Source organism: Mixta hanseatica (assembly GCF_023517775.1).
GTDB classification, from domain to species: Bacteria; Pseudomonadota; Gammaproteobacteria; order Enterobacterales; family Enterobacteriaceae; genus Mixta; species Mixta hanseatica.
On the sequence record NZ_CP082904.1, the window covers coordinates 2,810,468 to 2,828,204 of the forward strand.

Below are 17,737 nucleotides of genomic sequence, written 5' to 3' on the forward strand. Positions count from 1 at the left end.
AATTACTATCAACTTTTGTAATGAACGGTTGCGTCCATCATGCCCGACGTTTAAACTCACAAAAAGTGAATGTTTATAACCAAGTTGATTACGGTAAGAGAACAGATGGATTTAGTCCAGTTACGTATGTTCTGCCAGGTTGCAGAAACCGGTTCGGTGGCGCGCGCCGCGGAACAGCTGCATCGTGTCCCTTCTAACCTGACCACGCGCCTGCGCCAGCTGGAACAGGAGATCGGGGTTGATCTGTTTATTCGTGAAAAACAGCGCCTGCGTTTATCGCCGATGGGCCATAATTTCCTCTGTTACGCCCAGCGTATTTTGACATTGAGCGATGAGGCGCTGAGCATGGCTCGCACCGGCGAGCCGGGCGGCAATTTCGCCCTGGGTTCAATGGAGAGCACCGCCGCCACGCGCCTGCCGAATCTGCTGGCCGCCTATCATCAGCGCTATCCGGCGGTGGCGCTATCGCTGATCACCGGCACCTCCGGCGAGATTATCGACCGTGTGCGTGAAGGCACTTTGGCGGCGGCGCTGGTTGACGGGCCGGTTAATTATGAAGAGCTGAACGGCTGCATCGCGTTTCGTGAGCAGATGATGCTGATCTCCAGCGCCGACCATGCGCCGATCCATAGCGCCGTCGACGCCAGCGGCGATACGGTCTTCGCGTTTCGCACCAGCTGTTCCTACCGTTTACGGCTGGAAGAGTGGTTCCGCGACAGCGGCGTGCAGCCGCATAGCGTGATGGAGATCCAGTCCTATCACGCAATGATGGCCTGCGTCGCCAGCGGCGCCGGCGTGGCGTTGATCCCGCAGTCAGTGCTGGCGCAAATGCCGGCACGCGAGCGGGTGCAGGCGCATGTGTTGCCGCCTAAATTTTCTGATACCGCCACCTGGTTAATCTGGCGGCGGGATGCGTTTACCCCCAATGTGGAAGCGCTGAAATACCTGATTATTGAACAGTTTGACGACAAACCCGTTAATGATGAACTGATGCATCCTTTGGAGCTGATAAATGGAAATGATTAAAACCCGTGCCGCCGTTGCCTGGGCCGCTGGCGAACCGCTGAAGATTGAAGAAGTGGATCTGATGCCGCCGCAAAAAGGCGAAGTACTGGTGCGTATTGTCGCCACCGGTGTTTGCCATACCGATGCGTACACCCTGTCGGGCAAAGATCCGGAAGGGGTATTCCCGGCGATCCTGGGTCACGAAGGCGGCGGTATTGTCGAAGCTGTGGGCGAAGGCGTCACCAGCGTCGAAGTAGGCGATCATGTAATTCCGCTCTATACGCCGGAATGCGGCAAATGTAAGTTCTGCCTGTCCGGCAAAACCAACCTGTGTCAGGCGATCCGCACCACGCAGGGGAAAGGCCTGATGCCGGATGGCACCACCCGTTTCTTCAAAGACGGCAAGCCGATTTTCCACTATATGGGCACCTCGACCTTCTCTGAGTACACCGTCGTACCGGAAATCTCGCTGGCAAAAATCAGCAAAGAAGCGCCGCTGGAAGAAGTGTGCCTGCTGGGCTGCGGCGTGACCACCGGTATGGGTGCGGTGATGAATACCGCTAAAGTCAAAGAAGGCGATACCGTGGCGATTTTCGGTCTGGGCGGCATTGGCCTGTCGGCGATTATCGGCGCGAAGATGGCGAAAGCAGGCCGTATTATCGGCATCGACATCAATACCAGCAAATTCGATCTGGCACGTAAACTGGGCGCGACCGATCTGATTAACCCGAAAGACTACAACAAGCCGATTCAGGAAGTGATCGTTGAGATGACCGACGGCGGCGTGGATTATTCATTCGAGTGCATCGGCAACGTTAACGTGATGCGTTCAGCGCTGGAGTGCTGCCACAAAGGCTGGGGCGAGTCGGTGATTATCGGCGTGGCCGGCGCAGGGGAAGAGATCTCTACCCGTCCTTTCCAGCTGGTGACCGGACGCGTCTGGCGCGGCTCCGCCTTTGGCGGCGTCAAAGGCCGCTCGCAGCTGCCGGGTATCGTGCAGGATTACCTTGATGGTAAATTCCAGCTGAACGATTTTATCACCCATACCATGCCGCTGGAGGAGATCAATGAAGCGTTCGAGCTGATGCATGAAGGCAAATCGATCCGCTCCGTGGTGCATTTCAGTAAATAAACGGGAGCCATCATGCCAACGACGCTGGAATTACTGGAAGAACATCGTATGTTTGGTGGCTGGCAGCAGCGCTGGCGTCATCATTCGTCGGTGCTGGGCTGCAACATGACCTTCGGCATTTTTCTGCCGGGTCCGCAGAGCGATGCGCCGCCGCCGGTGGTCTGGTGCCTGGCGGGTCTGACCTGTACCGATGAAAACTTCTCCGTTAAGTCGGGCGCGCAACGCATAGCGGCGGAGTTAGGTCTGGTACTGGTAATGCCCGATACCAGCCCGCGCGGCGACGAAGTGCCGAACAGTGAAGCTTACGACCTGGGACAGGGCGCAGGTTTCTATCTGAACGCGACGCAGGAACCGTGGCGGCAGAATTTCCATATGTACGATTACATTAACGAGGAGCTGCCGGCGCTGATTGCCGCCAGCTTTAAGGTAAGCGATCGTCAGGCAATTATGGGACACTCCATGGGCGGCCACGGCGCGCTGATGCTGGCGCTGCGTAATCCGCAGAAATTTACCTCTGCTTCCGCCTTCGCCCCGATCGTCAATCCGTGCGCGGTGCCGTGGGGCCAGAAAGCGTTCAGCGCCTACTTAGGTGACGATCGTGAGCAGTGGCGGCAATATGATAGCTGCTGTCTGATGCAACAAGCGCAGCAGACGCTGCCGATGCTGATCGATCAGGGGGACAGCGACCAGTTCCTCGCCGATCAGCTGCAGCCGGAGCAGCTGGAGGCGATCGCGCAGCAGCACGACTGGCCGCTAACGCTGCGTATCCAGCCGGGTTACGACCACAGCTATTTCTTTATTGCCTCATTTGTTGAGGATCATCTGCGCTTCCATGCGCAGCATCTGTTGGCATAACAGCAAAGGGCGGCGCAGGCCGCCCTTATTTATCGCGACGCTTAGATAAGGGTTGCGCCGATTACAGGCCCGGTTCAGCTACCAGTCCGTCAATTAACACCTGCGGGGTGCCCTGCGAGCAGCGCTCGATGCGCCCGCGCACGCCATAGACTTCGGCCAAACTTTCCGCCGTAATCACTGCTTCCGGCGCGCCATCGGCAATTAACCTGCCCTGTTGCAGCATTAATACATGCCCGGCATGGCGCAGCGCGATATTAATATCGTGTACCACTACCAGGGTAACAATATTACGCAGCCGGGTCTCCCGCCGCACTAAATCCATTACGTGGAACTGATAATTTAAATCCAGCGCGCTGAGCGGCTCATCCAGTAATAACAGCTGTGGACGACGAATTAACGATTGCGCTAATCCCACCAGCTGTTTTTGCCCACCGGAAAGCTGGTCGAGGTAGCTTAAAGCCAGATGAGCAATTCCTAGCTGTTCCAGTAACGCCATCACTTCCGCTTCACTGGTGGCGCTGCCGCCGTAGCTGCCGGAAGCGCGTTGGGCGACGATAATCGATTCCAGCACGTGCAGATGCACGCCTGCCGGCAGCGACTGCGGTAGGTAAACCACTTTTTCCGCGCGGCGGACGAAAGGCAGCGCCGTCAGCTCTTCGCCATTCAGCCACAGTTCGCCCTGCGCCTGATTCAGGCCGGCCAGGGAGCGCAGCAGCGTTGATTTACCGCAGCCGTTCGGCCCCAGCAGCACGGTGATTTTCCCGCGCGGCAGCTGAGGAACGTTGAGGTTTTCAATCACTTTACGTTTGGGGTATCCACTATGAAACGCGCGGATCTGTAAGCCTTCCATCAGACATTCCCCCGATGACGCAGAATAATGGTCAGGAAAAACGGCACGCCAACCAGGGAGGTGACAATGCCGACCGGGATAATGATGCCCGGGATCAGATTTTTCGAGGCGACCGAGGCCATTGACAATACCAGCGCGCCGGTCAGGGCGCTGGCAGGCAGGTAGAAACGGTGATCTTCACCGAATATCAGCCGGGAAATGTGCGGCGCGACCAGGCCAATAAAACCAATTGGCCCGACAAAGGCCACCGCCAGCGCTGAAAGAATACTGATGCGCAGCAGCGTGCCCAGACGCAGACGACGCACGTCGATGCCAAAGCTGACGGCGCGATCTTCCCCCAGGCGCAGCGCGGTCAGTTTCCAGGCGCTCATTAACGAGAATGGCAGCAACAGCAGCACCGCCGCGCTGAGAATGCCCAGCTTTTCCCACGAGGCGCGCGCCAGGCTGCCCATGGTCCAGAACACCAGCCCCTGCAATGTATCTTCGCTGGCGATGAACTGCAGCATGGAAACCAGCGCGTTAAAGGTGAACACCAGCGCAATCCCGAACAGCACCACGCCGGAGGTGGCGACCCGCGTCCAGCGTGTAACCGCATCCAGCATCAGCGCCGCAAGCAGCGCAAAGACAAAAGCGTTGCCGGAGATAAACCACTGGTCGGGGATGCCGGGAATGCCGATACCCAGAATGATCGCCAGCGCAGCGCCAAAGGCAGCGGCGGACGACACGCCCAGGGTAAACGGGCTGGCCAGCGGGTTATTCAGGATGGTTTGCATTTCCGCGCCGGCCAGGCCAAGCGCCAGGCCTACCACTACCGCCATCAGCGCATAGGGCAAGCGGATTTCCCAGACGATCACCCGCGTTCCGGCATCGACGCTCTCCGGTTGCAGCAGGGTATGCCATAGCGTGTCCAGCGTCAGGCCGGAAGGGCCAAGAGTAAAATCGAAAATTAGCGAAGTCAGAATGGCCAGCAGCAGTACGCCCATCATCATCAGGCGGTGCCGTAACAGTTGGCGGTAGCGTCCCATCACCTGCTCAGGCGGCTTAGCGCTGACGTAGTGGGCGGAATCGGGTGTCACACTCATGTTAAATCCTGTCAATGTCCGTTATTTCCGGCACGGCGGACGGTTCCTGCGGTCATCGTGCTGCAATAAGGCTACGCGACGCCCTGACCCGCCGTTAACGGCAGGCCTGACGGTAAGGGCTGGAACAATAAAACAAATGATAATGGTTATCAATGCAATTTGTAGCATTGTTATAGTTAGCAAAAAGGCGCCACTTTCGTTGCGCCTTTATTGTATCTGCCGATTATCAACCGTTAGTCACCGAAACGCGGAAACTCCATATCGCGATAGCGCACGAAACGGCTGCGGCGCACCAGTTTGTAACCAAACCAGATCACCAGGAACAGCGGGATGCCGATATAGGTGGCGGCTACGCCGTACCAGTCAATGGTATCCGCCAGAAAAGCCTGATAGTTCTGCCCGAGGGTAATAATCAGGCAAAGCACGAAGGCGAACATCGGTCCCAGTGGGAAAAAGCCGGAAAGATAAGGCAGCTCTTCCAGTTTATGCCCCTGCGCTACATAACCGCGACGGAAGCGATAGTGGCTGATGGCAATACCCAGCCAGGCGATAAAGCCGGTCATCCCTGAGGTATTCAGCAGCCACAGATAAACCTGCTGGTTGCCGAATTTTGAGGTCAGGAAGCAAAGCGCGGCGACTACGGTAGTGGCATAAAGCGCATTGCGCGGCACGCCGTTTTTCGACAGCTTAGCGAAAATACGCGGCGCTTTACCTTCGCTGGCCAGGGTAAACAGCATGCGCGTCGAGGCGTACATGCCGGAGTTGCCCGCTGACAGCACCGCCGTCAGGATCACCGCATTCATCACCGCCGCCGCCGACAGCAGACCGGCATGCTGGAACACCAGGGTGAACGGGCTGACGCTGATATCTTTTACATCGTTACGCAGCAGGCTGGGATCGGTGTAAGGAATGATCAGGCTGATAATCAGAATGGCGAAAATATAGAACAACAGAATACGCCAGAATACCTGACGCACCGCGCGCGGAATGTTCTTCGCCGGATCTTCCGACTCGCCCGCCGCGATACCAATCAGCTCGGTGCCCTGGAACGAGAAGCCGACAATCATCGCCACCCCGATCATCGCTGAAAACCCGCCGGCGAACGGCGCTTCGCCGATCTGCCAGTTTTGCCAGCCGGCGCTTTCGCCGCCGCGCAGAATGCCGATCATCATCAGTACGCCGATGATGATAAAGATAATCACGGTGGTAACTTTAATCAGCGAGAACCAGTATTCCGCTTCGCCGAAGCCTTTGACGGAAATATAGTTCAGCAGGAACATCAGGCCGAGGAACAGCGCGCTCCAGATCCAGCCCGGCGTATCCGGGAACCAGTAACTCATCACCAGCTGTGATGCCACCAGGTCAACGGCGATAGTCACCGCCCAGTTGTACCAGTAGTTCCATCCAAGGGCGAAGCCAAAGCCCTCTTCAACATATTTGGCACCATAGGTGGAGAAAGAGCCCGAAACTGGCATAAACGCCGCCAGTTCGCCGAGACTGGTCATCAAAAAGTAGACCATCAACCCGATAAGCGCATAGGAGAGCAGCGCACCGCCTGGTCCCGCCTGCGAGATTGTCGCCCCTGACGCGACAAACAGCCCGGTGCCGATAGATCCGCCAATGGCGATCATTGTTAAATGGCGCGCCTTTAACGCACGCTGTAACCCAGGTTGTTGTGTTGTTTTTTTATCCTGAACCATATTTAAACGCTATAAATGGGGTGAAAAGAGGCGCGATTGTAGCAACTCATCGGGTCAAGTATAGCGATAACCCTGCGTTATAAGTTACCTTCATGATCCGCGCCGGATTATTAGTAGGCCCGTTAATTATTCCCGGCAATAGCTCAGAAAGCGGCTTAGCGCCTTGGAAATATGTTTCTGCCGATGGTGGATACGGTAAAGGGTACGCGATAAGGTCGGCAGCGGCACCTTTATTTCTACCAGCGAGCCGGTTTCCAGCTGTTCGGCAATCACCCGCCGCGACAGGCAGCTAATACCCATCCCGTGCCGTACCGCATGCTTGATCGCTTCCGAGTTGCCCAACTCCAGCGCCAGCTGGAACTGCGGCAAATGCGACAGCAGCAGATAATCAACGATTTCACGTGTGCCCGACCCGCGTTCGCGCAGGATCCAGGGCGTGGCGGCCAGACTTTCCAGGGTCACCGGCTGCTGGCGCAGCGGCGTATCGGGCGCGGCAAACACCACCAGTTCATCCTGTAGCCAGGGCTCGCTGACGATATCGCTGACGTGGCACGGCCCTTCTATCAGCCCCAGATCCACGCGAAAATCCGCCACCGCATTGATCACATCCTGACTGTTGCCCACGCTCAGCTCCAGCGGCAGCTGCGGATAGTCGCGCCGCCAGGCGGCAAGCATACCCGGCAGCAGATAATTGCCGATGGTGCTGCTGGCGTACAGACGAATCGCGCCGTTATCCTCGCGAAACAGCTGTTCAATATCGCTGGCCTGCTCCAGCAATCCTACCGCGCGCGGATAGAGCAGACGGCCATGTTCATTCACCACCAGCCGCTTACCGACGCGATCGAACAGCTGCACCCCCAGCTGCCCTTCCAGATCGGCCAGCGCGGCGCTGACCGCCGATTGCGAAAGCGCCAGCAATTGCGAAGCCTGGGTGGTGGAGCCGCTTTTCAGCACCTCGGTAAACACTTCAATTTGACGCAGCGTAATATGCATCGATTGTCCTTTACATCATAAAATGTCTGACGCTCCAGATCAGCAGCGCCAGCCAGAACAGCAGCAATAGCATCAGGCCGCTGCGGCTAATCAATTTTTTTCCCTGCCGCCGCCGCTGTTCAGCGTTGGCCAGGCTGCGGGCGCGCACCTGAGCCGGCATCATGCGCAGCAGCAGCATTACGCCCGACGGCACGATCACCGCATCGTCCAGCCATCCTATCAGGGGGATCACATCAGGGATCAGATCGATGGGGCTAACGGCGTAAACCGCCAGCAGCCCGGTACCCAACTTTAACCACAGCGGCGCATGAGGATCGCGGCAGGCAAACCACAGCGTCAGCGCATCTTTTTTAATCAGCCGCACCCAGCGGCGTACCCGATTAAACAGCACTTTCTCCTCCCGCTTATATCACTTATTCCGATTAATAATAAATATATAATCAATTTCACTTTTAAGCCAGGCGTGGCGCACACTTGTCGCAACGAAAGAGGAGTCCGTCTATGGCTGAGTTAACCCTGACAAAATCACCTTACCGTCCGGGACGTTTGTTACCCGGGCTGCTGTTGACCGGCCTGATTGCCGCCGTGGCGCTCGCGCTGGGCAATCAGACGACCTTTGCCGCGCTGGGCCTGAGCGGGCTGACGCTGGCGATTGTTATCGGCATGCTGCTGGGCAATACTCTTTATCCACATCTGCATTCCGTCTGCGACAGCGGTGTGCTGCTGGCGAAGCAGCGTCTGCTGCGGCTGGGGATTATCCTGTACGGTTTTCGTCTTACCTTCCAGCAGATTGCAGGCGTGGGCGTCAGCGGCATCGTTATCGACGCGCTGACGCTGAGCTCGACGTTTTTGCTGGCCTGTTGGCTGGGTCGACGCTGGCTGGGGCTGGATCGGGAAAGCTGCTGGCTGATCGGCGCGGGCAGCAGCATCTGCGGCGCTGCCGCCGTGCTGGCCACCGAGCCGGTAGTTAAGGCGCAGGCGGCGAAGGTGGCGATAGCCATCGCTACCGTGGTGCTGTTCGGTACGCTGGCAATTTTTATCTGGCCCCTGCTCTGGTCGCTGGCGCACCCGCTGTTCCCTGCGCTGACCACAACACAGTTTGGCATCTATACCGGTTCGACTATCCATGAGGTGGCGCAGGTGGTAGCCGCAGGCCACGCGATCGGCCCGGAGGCGGAAAACGCGGCGGTGATCGCCAAAATGCTGCGCGTGATGCTGCTGGCGCCGTTCCTGCTGCTGCTTTCCGCCTGGATCCAACGCCAAAGCCCGCAGCAGCCGACGCAACGAGGCGCTGTCCCCTTTCCCTGGTTCGCCCTAATGTTTATTGCGGTAGCGCTGTTTAATTCATTTCATCTGCTGCCTGCCGGCTGGATTGCGCTGATCAACCAGCTCGATACGCTAATGCTGGCGATGGCGATGGCCGCTCTGGGCCTGACCACCCATGTCAGCGCGTTTAAACAGGCGGGGGTTCGCCCGCTGCTGCTGGGCCTGATGCTGTTTATCTGGCTGCTGCTGGGCGGTGGCGCTATTAACCTGTTGGTTCACCATTTCATGCCTTAGGCGCATCAGTTATCATGGCCTGCCTGCTCAGGCAGGCTATTAACAGGAGAACAGCATGAAATTTATTGGCGCGCATGTCAGTGCGGCGGGCGGTGTGGAACAGGCGGTGTTACGCGCCCATGAACTGGAAGCCACCGCCTTTGCGCTGTTTACCAAAAATCAGCGGCAGTGGCGAGCGGCGCCCTTATCCACCGCGACGATCGACGCCTTTCGCAGCGCCTGCGAAAAGTATGGTTACAGCAGCGGTCAGATCCTGCCGCACGACAGCTTTTTAATTAATCTCGGGCATCCGCTGGAAGAGCCGCTGGAAAAATCGCGTAAGGCGTTTATTGATGAATTGCAGCGCTGCGAACAGCTGGGGCTGTCGCTGCTTAACTTTCATCCCGGCAGCCATCTTAGCCAGATCGATGAGGACGCCTGCCTGCAGCGCATTGCTGAATCGGTGAATATTGCGCTGGATAAAACCCGTGGCGTTACCGCGGTAATTGAAAATACCGCCGGTCAGGGCAGCAACCTGGGCTATCGCTTTGAGCATCTGGCGGCAATTATCGATCGGGTGGAAGATAAATCGCGCGTTGGCGTCTGTATCGATACCTGTCACGCGTTTGCCGGCGGCTACGATCTGCGCAGCGAAGCGGATTGCGAAGCGACTTTTGCCGAGTTCGATCGCATTGTCGGCTTCCAGTATCTGCGCGGCATGCATTTGAACGATGCGAAAAGCGCTTATGCCAGCCGCGTTGACCGCCATCACAGTCTCGGCGAAGGCAATATCGGCAAAACCGTATTTAGCTGGCTGATGAAAGACAGCCGCTTTGATAATATTCCACTGATTCTGGAAACCATTAATCCCGATATCTGGAAAGATGAAATCGCCTGGCTGAAATCGCAGCAGCGCGCCACCAGCGTCGATTAACCGCGCTTTTGCCAGCCCGTTTGGGGCTGGCAAAGCGGTAACCATTTTAATAATTTTCCATTTTATGGTTAGAAAAGGTCACTGACACCGCATCACGATAATCTGCATCGTTTGCAGTGATTTGTGAACAGAGTGCGACATTGCCATCCTTCTGATAGCTACAGCTCTGTTTAAGCCATACGGTATCCTTTCCTGCTGTTAGCGAAGTTTCCATATCCACAAACTGCGGGTTACCTGCCGGGTAAAAAAAACGGCTATCTGTTTGTTTTTCATAATCCCGAATACGTACCGGAAACTGCCCGAAACGATACTCAAAGCGTTGGCTAACTTTACCGCTTACGCGATCGATAATACTTTCCAGCAATCCCTGCGCATTGTAGCTAAGCCTGTATTTCCCACTTTTATTTTCCAGCTCGGTCACCTGGCAGCGCTGATTTACCTTTCCGCTAACAGGCTGGCCTCGATTCGAGGTGAGGACGCCATGCTGGTTAACGATATGAAATTCAGCGTCGTTGAGCTTATCGGCCATATTGATGCGGGTGAAACAGCCGCTGCGGTCGTACCAAACATCTGTCATAGCCAATAGTTCGCCCGTGCTATTTCTGATCCACTGCAGGCTATGTTTAACCGGCCCGACGCTGGGATCGTGATTAAAGAGCTGCGCGGCGTTAAGTACCGCAGGCTGAAAACGTATCGGTGAGGTCGCCTGCACGGAGGCCGTCAGGCATAACGCACCTGAGAATAAAAACCATTTTTTCATTATTGTCCCTGCCAAATAAGGCCATTTAAAAAAGATAGAGAATATCTAAGCCTTTAGCCTGATAACAGCGCTTAAGTTACGCACAAACCGGCCGATAGAAGAAACTTATTTGCTCTACAGGGACTGAAGTATGAAACGCATTGTTTTGCCAGTGGGATTATTGCTTGCAACGCTGGCGGCCGCACCATTTAGCTCCGCCAGCGAAGGCGGTCAGCCTAAAACGATTAAATCCATCTGGATTAATCCTTTCATGATTATGCGCCTGAATAATCATATCAATATGGTCAGCAACGTGACTTTTAGCGATGGGCAGCTGGTACAGCGCTGGACGGCGGTCGACTGCACTCAACGGCAGGGTTATCGCCTCTACTGGGATATGCTGGACAGTGAAGGGCAAACCGGGCACCGCTTTTACGGCGACAGCCTGGCGCATTATGCACCGCCGCAGCCCAGCCATGAAACCACGCCGGAGCAGATCGCACAGCTGTGCGGCAGCAAGTTAAAAGAGACCGACTGGGTTTACGTAGAAAAAAAGAACAGCTGGGACACGCCGACGCTGCTTGACCGTGCCAACATTGTTCGCGTCGGCGATAATCTGATCGTTAAGATCGGCTACGGCTACGATAAGATCAGCTGGGATCCACCTTATGATGCCCCCTTTGATTTAAAGATCGAACAGCATTTATATAACTGCACATCACGGGTTGATAAGGTTATCGGCGCGCTGGATGTCGATCCGCAGGGTTACGTCACCGACAGCCTGATAGATAAACAGGTGATACGTCGCGCCAGCAGTTTTGAGAGCACACCCGCCACGCTCAACGCCTTTAATAAAATCTGTCAGTTACAAGACGGCGATGATTTCAGCGGGTTAGGACGCTATGTTAGTAAAAAAGGCAAAAAGGCTGACGAGGTTCTCGGCCCGATGATGCCGCAGTTCGACGATAACCAGACGCAATGGCTGGATCGCTTTCCGCTGGATGCGGCAGTGATACAGAAAGCGCAAACGCTGGTAAAAGGCTGGGCAATGCCGAAGTTCCAGCGCCTTAGCTGGACCGAAACCAGCAGCACAGGCGACAAAGTAAGCTACAGAATGGATGCACGTGCCGATGGGCTGGTGGTACGTCTGGATGACTATCGCCTGTTTAAAGCGCAGCGCATTATGGTTGCGAACAGCATTCAGATGCAGTCCGCTCTTTCCATCAGCGCCCTGCCCAATCAAACCCAAACGCTTGAGACTACGCTGCGTTTCCCGCTTTATCAGGGGCAGCGCTACGTTACCACGGTAAAAAACAGCGAGCTGGGCGAGAAGAAAAAGATCAATACGCTGATCGAGTCCTGCATCGTGGAGGATAAAGAGGATGCCCACACGCTGAATCCCGCCTTTCGCGGCAGTTACTGGCGGGTACGCTGTGAGCAGCGCGGCGGTGATGATAATGTCACTACGGTTTCCGCTTTTTTAACCGACCTGAATATTTTCCTGCCGCTAGAACGCAGCGATAAAGGGAAAAACCAGCGGTATACACTAAGCGAGGTGACGCTGCGCCGCTGAGGCCGGACGCCCGTACAGACCGGCACCTAACGCAAAGCCGGGGCATGCAGGCAGAAGAGTAAAGCGTCCCGCGCCACGGACGGCGCGGGCCGAGCCGTCAGGGATGACGTTTTTGCGTCTTTACGATCGGCCTGCATGTCCCGTGCGATCACCTTACCAGAAACAAAAAAGCCAGCCCGCAGGCTGGCTTTTGACTACCCTGAACCCTGACTCAGGCTTTCGCCAGTTCAGCCTCAGGACGTTTCAGCACCGCGTAAGAGACGCCTGCCAGCACCGTACCCACCACAATCGCCAGCAGATAACCCAGCACCGGCGTAATCGCGCCCGGGATTAGCAGCACGAACAGACCGCCGTGCGGCGCCATCAGTTTCGCGCCCACCATCATCGAGATAGCGCCGGTTACCGCACCGCCAACGATACAGCAAGGCAGAACGCGCATCGGATCGCGAGCGGCAAACGGGATAGCGCCTTCGGAAATAAAGCACAGCCCCAGCACCAGCGCCGCTTTACCGCCCTCCTGCTGACCTTTGTTAAATTTCCGGCGCGCCAGCAGCGTCGCTACGCCCATCGCCAGCGGCGGCACCATGCCGGCGGCCATAATCGCCGCCATCGGCGCATAGGTTTGCGAACTGAGCAGACCTACGCCGAAGGCATAGGCGACTTTGTTAATCGGGCCACCCATATCGGCGCACATCATACCACCGAGGATCGCACCCAGCAGCACCGCATTCGCCGTACCCATATTGCCCAGCCAGTGCGTCAGGCCTTCCATGATTTTCGCTACCGGCGTACCGACCACGTAAATCATCAGCAGACCGGTAATCAGACTGGCCACCAGCGGAATAATTAATATTGGCTTCAGCGCCTCCATACTCTGCGGCAGCTTCACCTTACTGCTCAGAAACTTCGCGGCGTAACCGGCAATAAAACCGGCGATAATGCCGCCAAGGAAACCGGCGTTAATCGAACTGGCCAGCATCCCGCCGATCAGGCCCGGCGTCAGGCCAGGACGGTCGGCAATAGAGAAAGCGATAAAGCCTGCCAGCACCGGCACCATCAGAGCAAAAGCGGTGCCGCCGCCGATCTGCATCAGCGCCGCCGCCAGCGTGCCCTGCTCTTTAAAGGCGGTGATACCAAAAGCGAAGGACAGCGCAATCGACAGGCCGCCCGCCACCACCATTGGCAGCATATAGGAAACGCCGGTCAGCAGATGGCGATAGGCTCCGGCGCGCTCCTGCTGTTCGCCGTCGTTAGCCGCACCCGACGCGTTGCCTTTCGGCTGATAAGGACGCGCTTCAGCCAGCGCTTTATCAAACTCCTGCGCGGTTTTCTTCAGCGCCAGGCCGGTAGAGGTGCGATACATCGGCTTGCCGGCAAATTTTGCCAGATCCACTTCAATATCCGCCGCCACGATCACCAGATCGGCGTCGGCGACTTCCTGCGGCGTAATCGGGTTGCCCGCGCCGACCGAGCCGCGCGTTTCCACTTTTACCCACCAGCCGCGTTTTTTCGCTTCAGTTTCAATCGCTTCGGCGGCCATAAAAGTATGGGCTACGCCGGTTGGGCAGGCGGTAACCGCCACAATACGTTTTGCCCCGCTGGCGGCAACATCAGCCGTTGCCGGCGCCGCAATCGGCTCGGCAGCCGGAGCCTGCCAGGGTTTTGCTTCCGCTTTAGCGCGGGTCAGGAAAGCCTGCGGATCGCGCAGCGCCTGCGCCGCTTCGCCCAGCCATACCGCTTTGCCATTCAGCGCGCTGTCTGTGGGCTGCTTGTTGCCCAGCACAATAACCAGCTCAGCATCGGCAGGGTTTTCCACCAGCGCCAGGCCAGACTTGCCCGCCGCCGCCGCGATAAGTTGTTTTGCCATATAACCGGAGGCCAGCCCCAGCGAAGGATCTGTAATCAGCAGCGTTTTCATTCTACCTCTCCTGCTGTCAGTTAAAGGGTTTCAGGTCGACGCGCGCCATCATCGCGGCCAACTGAGTACGATCGGTTACGCCTACATTGCTTTGACTGACCGCCAGTGCGGCGACAGCGGTAGCCAGACGCAGAGTATGTTCGCTTGATTCGCGCATTAGCAGGCCGTAGATCAGCCCGCCGACCATCGAATCGCCCGCGCCTACGGTGCTAACCACTTCACAGGCAGGCGGCTTCGCGATCCATTCTCCGGAGGCGTTAACCCACAGCGCGCCTTCCGCGCCCAGCGAAATCACCACGTGAGCGATGCCCTGTTCGCGCAGCGCGTGCGCCGCTTCGATAACATCTTCAAGCGTAGGCAGCTTACGTCCGGCCCAAATTTCCAGCTCGCGACGATTCGGTTTCACCAGCCATGGCGCGGCTTTCAGCCCGGCGACCAGCGCTTCGCGGCTGCTGTCGAAAATGATGCATGGGCACTGAGTGCGCAGATCGCTCATCCAGCGGGTAAAGGCGTCCGGCGCCACGCCAGCAGGCAGGCTGCCGCTTACGCAGACCATATCGAACTGGCCCAGCCAGGTCAGAGAATCGGCGGTAAAGCGTTCCCAGTCCTGGGCGCTGACGTCGAAACCGGAAAAGTTCAGGTCGGTGACTTCGCCATCTTTTTCGGTCAGCTTAACGTTGATACGCGTACGGCCCGGCACGACCTGAAAACGGTTGGCGATGCCCAGTTCGCTAAACAGATGCTGGAAGCCGTCCTGATTTTCTTTCCCCAGGAAACCGCCAACGGTGACGTCAATGCCCAGATCTTTCAGCACTTTCGCTACGTTAATACCTTTGCCGGCAGCGTGCAGACCGGTGGTTTTCACCAGGTTAACTTCACCACGCTCGATTTCCGGGCAGTAACCTACCAGGTCATAGGCCGGATTTAGCGTAATGGTTGCGACGCGTCTGCTCATGCTGCCCCCTCGCCCAGGCCACTGTTAATGGCCTCTTCAATCGCATTCAGCGCCTGCTGCGCATCTTCGCCGCTGGCGGTGAAGCGCAGGCGATGACCTTTTTTCACGCCCAGCGCGACCACTTTCATCAGGCTGCGACCGTTGGCCGGCTTACCGCTGCCGTCCAGGTTGGTGATAGTGACGTCACAGTTAAATTGTTTGATGACGCTCACCAGCGCGGTGCCCGGACGGGCATGCAGACCATGTTCGTTGCGGATGATAAATTCCGCCGTCAGCACATCCGCCTGCTCATCCACTTCGCTGGTTAACAGCGCCAGAACGCCTGCGGCGTCGGCCTTCAGCAGCCGTTCCGCTTTATTTTTCAGCAGCAGGTCGCTCAAATAGTTGAGCACCTGCAACGGTTTATCATCGGCTACCGCAACGGTTACCAGCATCGCTGCTGTTTCGCCTTCAACGTCAAACGGCTGTGCGGCGCGGCTGACCGCCACGGCGCTGCCCAGATTGCCGTCGGTGCTGTCGTTCAGCCAGATGCCCTGGCCCAGGTTCAGCGGCTTCGCACCGATAACCTGCGCGACAAAGCGCGCATCGACCGCGCCGGCCTGCTGTAGGCGGCCCGCATTAAGCGCCTGCAGCGTCATCAGATCGCTGGCGTTGACATCAACGGCGATCAGCGAGGTATCAAATTTGAATTCGCTGCCCTGCTTCTCGCCCATCAGCAGGCTGCGCAGCTCTTCAGCGGAGTCGGTCGTTCTTAATTGCGCTGCGACATCATCATCACTCAGCACATGGGTCAGCTGACGCAGCAGCGCCAGATGCTCATCGGAGCGGGCGGCGATGCCGATTACCACATACGCGGTTTGATCCTCACCCCAACTGATGCCCTGCGGAAACTGAAATACCTGGACGCCGGTTTGCTGAACCAGGTCGCGGGTATCGGTGGTGCCGTGAGGAATTGCGATACCGTTGCCCAGATAAGTTGAAGTTTGTTGTTCGCGGGCCAGCATGCCATTGACATAGCCTTCGCCAACGTTGCCAGCGGCGGTCAACGCAGCGGCGACCTGACGAATAGCCTCTTCTTTATTACCGGCTGTCTGCCCTGGATGGATAGCCTTGATATCAAGCTGGAACATAGTTCTCCTCTCCTGCCGAAATTGAATCGTTTCAGCTGCATTGAGAAAAAAAGCGTTATCCCATGCCAACATTAACTACCGAGATAACGCTGAAACGTTTCAATCAGTGTGGAGCAGAGTCACGTTTGTGCGCAAGTTATGTCTGAATCGGCGTAGCATATTTTTGAAGCAACGCACATTTCATTTACGTTTTCAGAATAATTCGGCGGCAAAGCTGACGGCGTCGCTGACGACAACGGGAAATTATCGATCGTCTTCAGCAGTCATCAGCAAAGGATAATAAAGCGGCGCGACAGCCGGTTGAAAAGAGGTTTACGTCGGGCAGACGCAGGCGGGTAGCCTAATGGGGATCAGGGGGCGGTAGCCGCTTCCAGGATTAACAACCAGGTCAGCGCCTGTTCGCGCGACGCGCCGCACATTTCAGCCGAGGGCTGTAGTCCGGCGCAGACTTTCGGACGCAGCGGCGAAGCGAATATTTTACAGCGCTGCTGCTCATCCAGCTGGACACAGGGCGTATTGGCCGGTTTGCCGTGCGGCATCCCGGGAATGGGTGATGAGATGGACGGCGCTGTACAACAGGCCCCACAACCGCTACGACATTCCATACTACTCTCCCGCTGAAAACCTGGCGACAATAGCAGTCCGTTACGGGAATTGCTATCTGCCCGCTAAAAATCACTGCGGGATCTTGCCTGCTCTGTTAGCCGGGAGTACTTTGTCGCGATTCTTAACGATACGATGCAGAGAGAGAATAGATGCCAAAAGCTAACGAAATTAAACGCGGTATGGCCGTGACCTGGAACGGCAAGCTGCTGCTGGTTAAAGACATTGATATTCAAAGCCCCAGCGCGCGCGGCGCGTCTACCTTATATAAAATGCGCTTTACCGATATCCGTACCGGAATGAAGGTCGAAGAACGTTTTAAAGGCGACGATATTCTTGATGCCATTTCACTGGTGCGCCGTTCCGTCACCTTCTCTTATGTGGATGGCGATGAATATGTCTTTATGGATGAAGAAGACTACACGCCTTACATCCTGAAGAAAGATCAGATCGAAGAAGAACTGTTGTTTATCCCTGAAGGCGGCATGCCGGGTATACAGGTATTGACGATGGATGGTCAGGTGTTGGCGCTTGAACTGCCGCAAACCGTCGATATGGAAATCGTAGATACTTCGCCGGGGATTAAAGGCGCATCAGCCAGCGCGCGCACCAAACCTGCCGTGATGGCCACTGGCCTTTCCATTCAGGTGCCTGAATATCTCAGCAACGGCGATAAAATCCGTATCCATATCGCCGAACGCCGCTATATGGGGCGTGCAGACTAACTTC

17 protein-coding genes are annotated in these 17,737 nt (G+C 56.6%); 7 read left to right on the forward strand and 10 right to left on the reverse strand.

Translation table 11 applies throughout. The features are described from left to right. Positions 1–105: 105 nt before the first annotated feature. Genes ptrR through fghA form a run of 3 tightly spaced genes read left to right on the forward strand, consistent with a single transcriptional unit; the run spans position 106 to position 2,992 of the window. Positions 106–1,026, forward strand: a complete 921-nt coding sequence (gene ptrR / locus K6958_RS13465) for a putrescine utilization regulator PtrR (RefSeq protein WP_249891577.1) — start codon at positions 106–108, stop codon at positions 1,024–1,026. Continuing rightward, positions 1,013–2,137, forward strand: coding sequence for an S-(hydroxymethyl)glutathione dehydrogenase/class III alcohol dehydrogenase (locus K6958_RS13470; protein ID WP_249891578.1), 1,125 nt, complete (start codon positions 1,013–1,015; stop codon positions 2,135–2,137). Before ptrR ends, K6958_RS13470 begins: the two co-directional genes overlap by 14 nt. Before the next feature lie 12 nt (positions 2,138–2,149). Continuing rightward, the gene (gene fghA, locus K6958_RS13475; RefSeq protein WP_249891579.1) at positions 2,150–2,992 is read left to right on the forward strand and encodes an S-formylglutathione hydrolase; all 843 of its coding nucleotides are present in this window, start codon (positions 2,150–2,152) and stop codon (positions 2,990–2,992) included. A gap of 61 nt (positions 2,993–3,053) precedes the next feature. On the opposite strand, the gene K6958_RS13480 is transcribed toward fghA, so the two are convergent. The 5 genes from K6958_RS13480 to K6958_RS13500 form a co-directional block, all read right to left on the reverse strand. After that, positions 3,054–3,842 carry an ABC transporter ATP-binding protein gene (locus K6958_RS13480; protein WP_249891580.1) on the reverse strand — a complete coding sequence of 263 codons (789 nt, stop codon included), beginning with the start codon at positions 3,840–3,842 and terminating at the stop codon, positions 3,054–3,056. Further along, a complete protein-coding gene (locus K6958_RS13485) occupies positions 3,842–4,924 on the reverse strand; it encodes a FecCD family ABC transporter permease (protein WP_249891581.1) in 1,083 nt (360 codons plus the stop codon). The genes K6958_RS13480 and K6958_RS13485 overlap by 1 nt, the downstream gene beginning before the upstream one ends. A gap of 233 nt (positions 4,925–5,157) precedes the next feature. Further along, on the reverse strand, positions 5,158–6,624 hold the full coding sequence (locus tag K6958_RS13490; protein ID WP_249891582.1) for an amino acid permease: 1,467 nt from the start codon (positions 6,622–6,624) through the stop codon (positions 5,158–5,160). A 126-nt stretch (positions 6,625–6,750) separates the two neighbouring features. Beyond that, positions 6,751–7,617 carry a DNA-binding transcriptional regulator YeiE gene (gene yieE / locus K6958_RS13495; protein ID WP_249891584.1) on the reverse strand — a complete coding sequence of 289 codons (867 nt, stop codon included), beginning with the start codon at positions 7,615–7,617 and terminating at the stop codon, positions 6,751–6,753. Positions 7,618–7,627: 10 nt separating this feature from the next. Next, on the reverse strand, positions 7,628–8,008 hold the full coding sequence (locus K6958_RS13500) for a YkvA family protein (protein WP_249891585.1): 381 nt from the start codon (positions 8,006–8,008) through the stop codon (positions 7,628–7,630). Positions 8,009–8,118: 110 nt separating this feature from the next. On the opposite strand from K6958_RS13500, the gene K6958_RS13505 reads away from it, so the two are divergent. Both K6958_RS13505 and nfo read left to right on the forward strand, forming a co-directional pair. Further along, the gene (locus K6958_RS13505) at positions 8,119–9,177 is read left to right on the forward strand and encodes a YeiH family putative sulfate export transporter (RefSeq protein ID WP_249891586.1); all 1,059 of its coding nucleotides are present in this window, start codon (positions 8,119–8,121) and stop codon (positions 9,175–9,177) included. A gap of 55 nt (positions 9,178–9,232) precedes the next feature. Next, a complete protein-coding gene (gene nfo / locus K6958_RS13510; RefSeq protein WP_249891587.1) occupies positions 9,233–10,090 on the forward strand; it encodes a deoxyribonuclease IV in 858 nt (285 codons plus the stop codon). 46 nt (positions 10,091–10,136) lie between these two features. On the opposite strand, the gene K6958_RS13515 is transcribed toward nfo, so the two are convergent. Then, positions 10,137–10,850: a YnfC family lipoprotein gene (locus K6958_RS13515; RefSeq protein ID WP_249891588.1), complete on the reverse strand. Its 714-nt coding sequence runs from the start codon at positions 10,848–10,850 to the stop codon at positions 10,137–10,139. A gap of 130 nt (positions 10,851–10,980) precedes the next feature. Between K6958_RS13515 and K6958_RS13520 the strand changes: the two genes are divergently transcribed. Further along, positions 10,981–12,402 (forward strand): hypothetical protein, encoded by a 1,422-nt coding sequence (locus K6958_RS13520; RefSeq protein ID WP_249891589.1) that lies wholly within the window; start codon positions 10,981–10,983, stop codon positions 12,400–12,402. 211 nt (positions 12,403–12,613) lie between these two features. On the opposite strand, the gene fruA is transcribed toward K6958_RS13520, so the two are convergent. The 4 genes from fruA to K6958_RS13540 form a co-directional block, all read right to left on the reverse strand. Beyond that, positions 12,614–14,320 carry a PTS fructose transporter subunit IIBC gene (gene fruA / locus K6958_RS13525; RefSeq protein ID WP_249891590.1) on the reverse strand — a complete coding sequence of 569 codons (1,707 nt, stop codon included), beginning with the start codon at positions 14,318–14,320 and terminating at the stop codon, positions 12,614–12,616. A gap of 16 nt (positions 14,321–14,336) precedes the next feature. Further along, the gene (gene fruK, locus K6958_RS13530; RefSeq protein ID WP_249891591.1) at positions 14,337–15,275 is read right to left on the reverse strand and encodes a 1-phosphofructokinase; all 939 of its coding nucleotides are present in this window, start codon (positions 15,273–15,275) and stop codon (positions 14,337–14,339) included. Beyond that, positions 15,272–16,405 (reverse strand): fused PTS fructose transporter subunit IIA/HPr protein, encoded by a 1,134-nt coding sequence (gene fruB, locus K6958_RS13535; RefSeq protein ID WP_249891592.1) that lies wholly within the window; start codon positions 16,403–16,405, stop codon positions 15,272–15,274. The genes fruK and fruB overlap by 4 nt, the downstream gene beginning before the upstream one ends. Positions 16,406–16,755: 350 nt before the next feature. Further along, entirely contained in the window at positions 16,756–17,010 is a 255-nt protein-coding gene (locus tag K6958_RS13540; RefSeq protein ID WP_249891593.1) for a YkgJ family cysteine cluster protein, read from the reverse strand. A gap of 150 nt (positions 17,011–17,160) precedes the next feature. On the opposite strand from K6958_RS13540, the gene yeiP reads away from it, so the two are divergent. Continuing rightward, positions 17,161–17,733: an elongation factor P-like protein YeiP gene (gene yeiP, locus K6958_RS13545; RefSeq protein ID WP_249891594.1), complete on the forward strand. Its 573-nt coding sequence runs from the start codon at positions 17,161–17,163 to the stop codon at positions 17,731–17,733. Positions 17,734–17,737: the final 4 nt, after the last annotated feature.

Coding starts and splice junctions, on each gene's coding strand:
- fruA (WP_249891590.1), bottom strand. CDS start 14,320: ATGAAAACGCTGCTGATTACAGATCCTTCGCTGGGGCTGGCCTCCGGT.
- K6958_RS13505 (WP_249891586.1), top strand. CDS start 8,119: ATGGCTGAGTTAACCCTGACAAAATCACCTTACCGTCCGGGACGTTTG.
- K6958_RS13490 (WP_249891582.1), bottom strand. CDS start 6,624: ATGGTTCAGGATAAAAAAACAACACAACAACCTGGGTTACAGCGTGCG.
- K6958_RS13515 (WP_249891588.1), bottom strand. CDS start 10,850: ATGAAAAAATGGTTTTTATTCTCAGGTGCGTTATGCCTGACGGCCTCC.
- K6958_RS13485 (WP_249891581.1), bottom strand. CDS start 4,924: ATGAGTGTGACACCCGATTCCGCCCACTACGTCAGCGCTAAGCCGCCT.
- K6958_RS13480 (WP_249891580.1), bottom strand. CDS start 3,842: ATGGAAGGCTTACAGATCCGCGCGTTTCATAGTGGATACCCCAAACGT.
- ptrR (WP_249891577.1), top strand. CDS start 106: ATGGATTTAGTCCAGTTACGTATGTTCTGCCAGGTTGCAGAAACCGGT.
- nfo (WP_249891587.1), top strand. CDS start 9,233: ATGAAATTTATTGGCGCGCATGTCAGTGCGGCGGGCGGTGTGGAACAG.
- K6958_RS13470 (WP_249891578.1), top strand. CDS start 1,013: ATGGAAATGATTAAAACCCGTGCCGCCGTTGCCTGGGCCGCTGGCGAA.
- K6958_RS13520 (WP_249891589.1), top strand. CDS start 10,981: ATGAAACGCATTGTTTTGCCAGTGGGATTATTGCTTGCAACGCTGGCG.
- yeiP (WP_249891594.1), top strand. CDS start 17,161: ATGCCAAAAGCTAACGAAATTAAACGCGGTATGGCCGTGACCTGGAAC.
- fghA (WP_249891579.1), top strand. CDS start 2,150: ATGCCAACGACGCTGGAATTACTGGAAGAACATCGTATGTTTGGTGGC.
- fruB (WP_249891592.1), bottom strand. CDS start 16,405: ATGTTCCAGCTTGATATCAAGGCTATCCATCCAGGGCAGACAGCCGGT.
- K6958_RS13540 (WP_249891593.1), bottom strand. CDS start 17,010: ATGGAATGTCGTAGCGGTTGTGGGGCCTGTTGTACAGCGCCGTCCATC.
- yieE (WP_249891584.1), bottom strand. CDS start 7,617: ATGCATATTACGCTGCGTCAAATTGAAGTGTTTACCGAGGTGCTGAAA.
- fruK (WP_249891591.1), bottom strand. CDS start 15,275: ATGAGCAGACGCGTCGCAACCATTACGCTAAATCCGGCCTATGACCTG.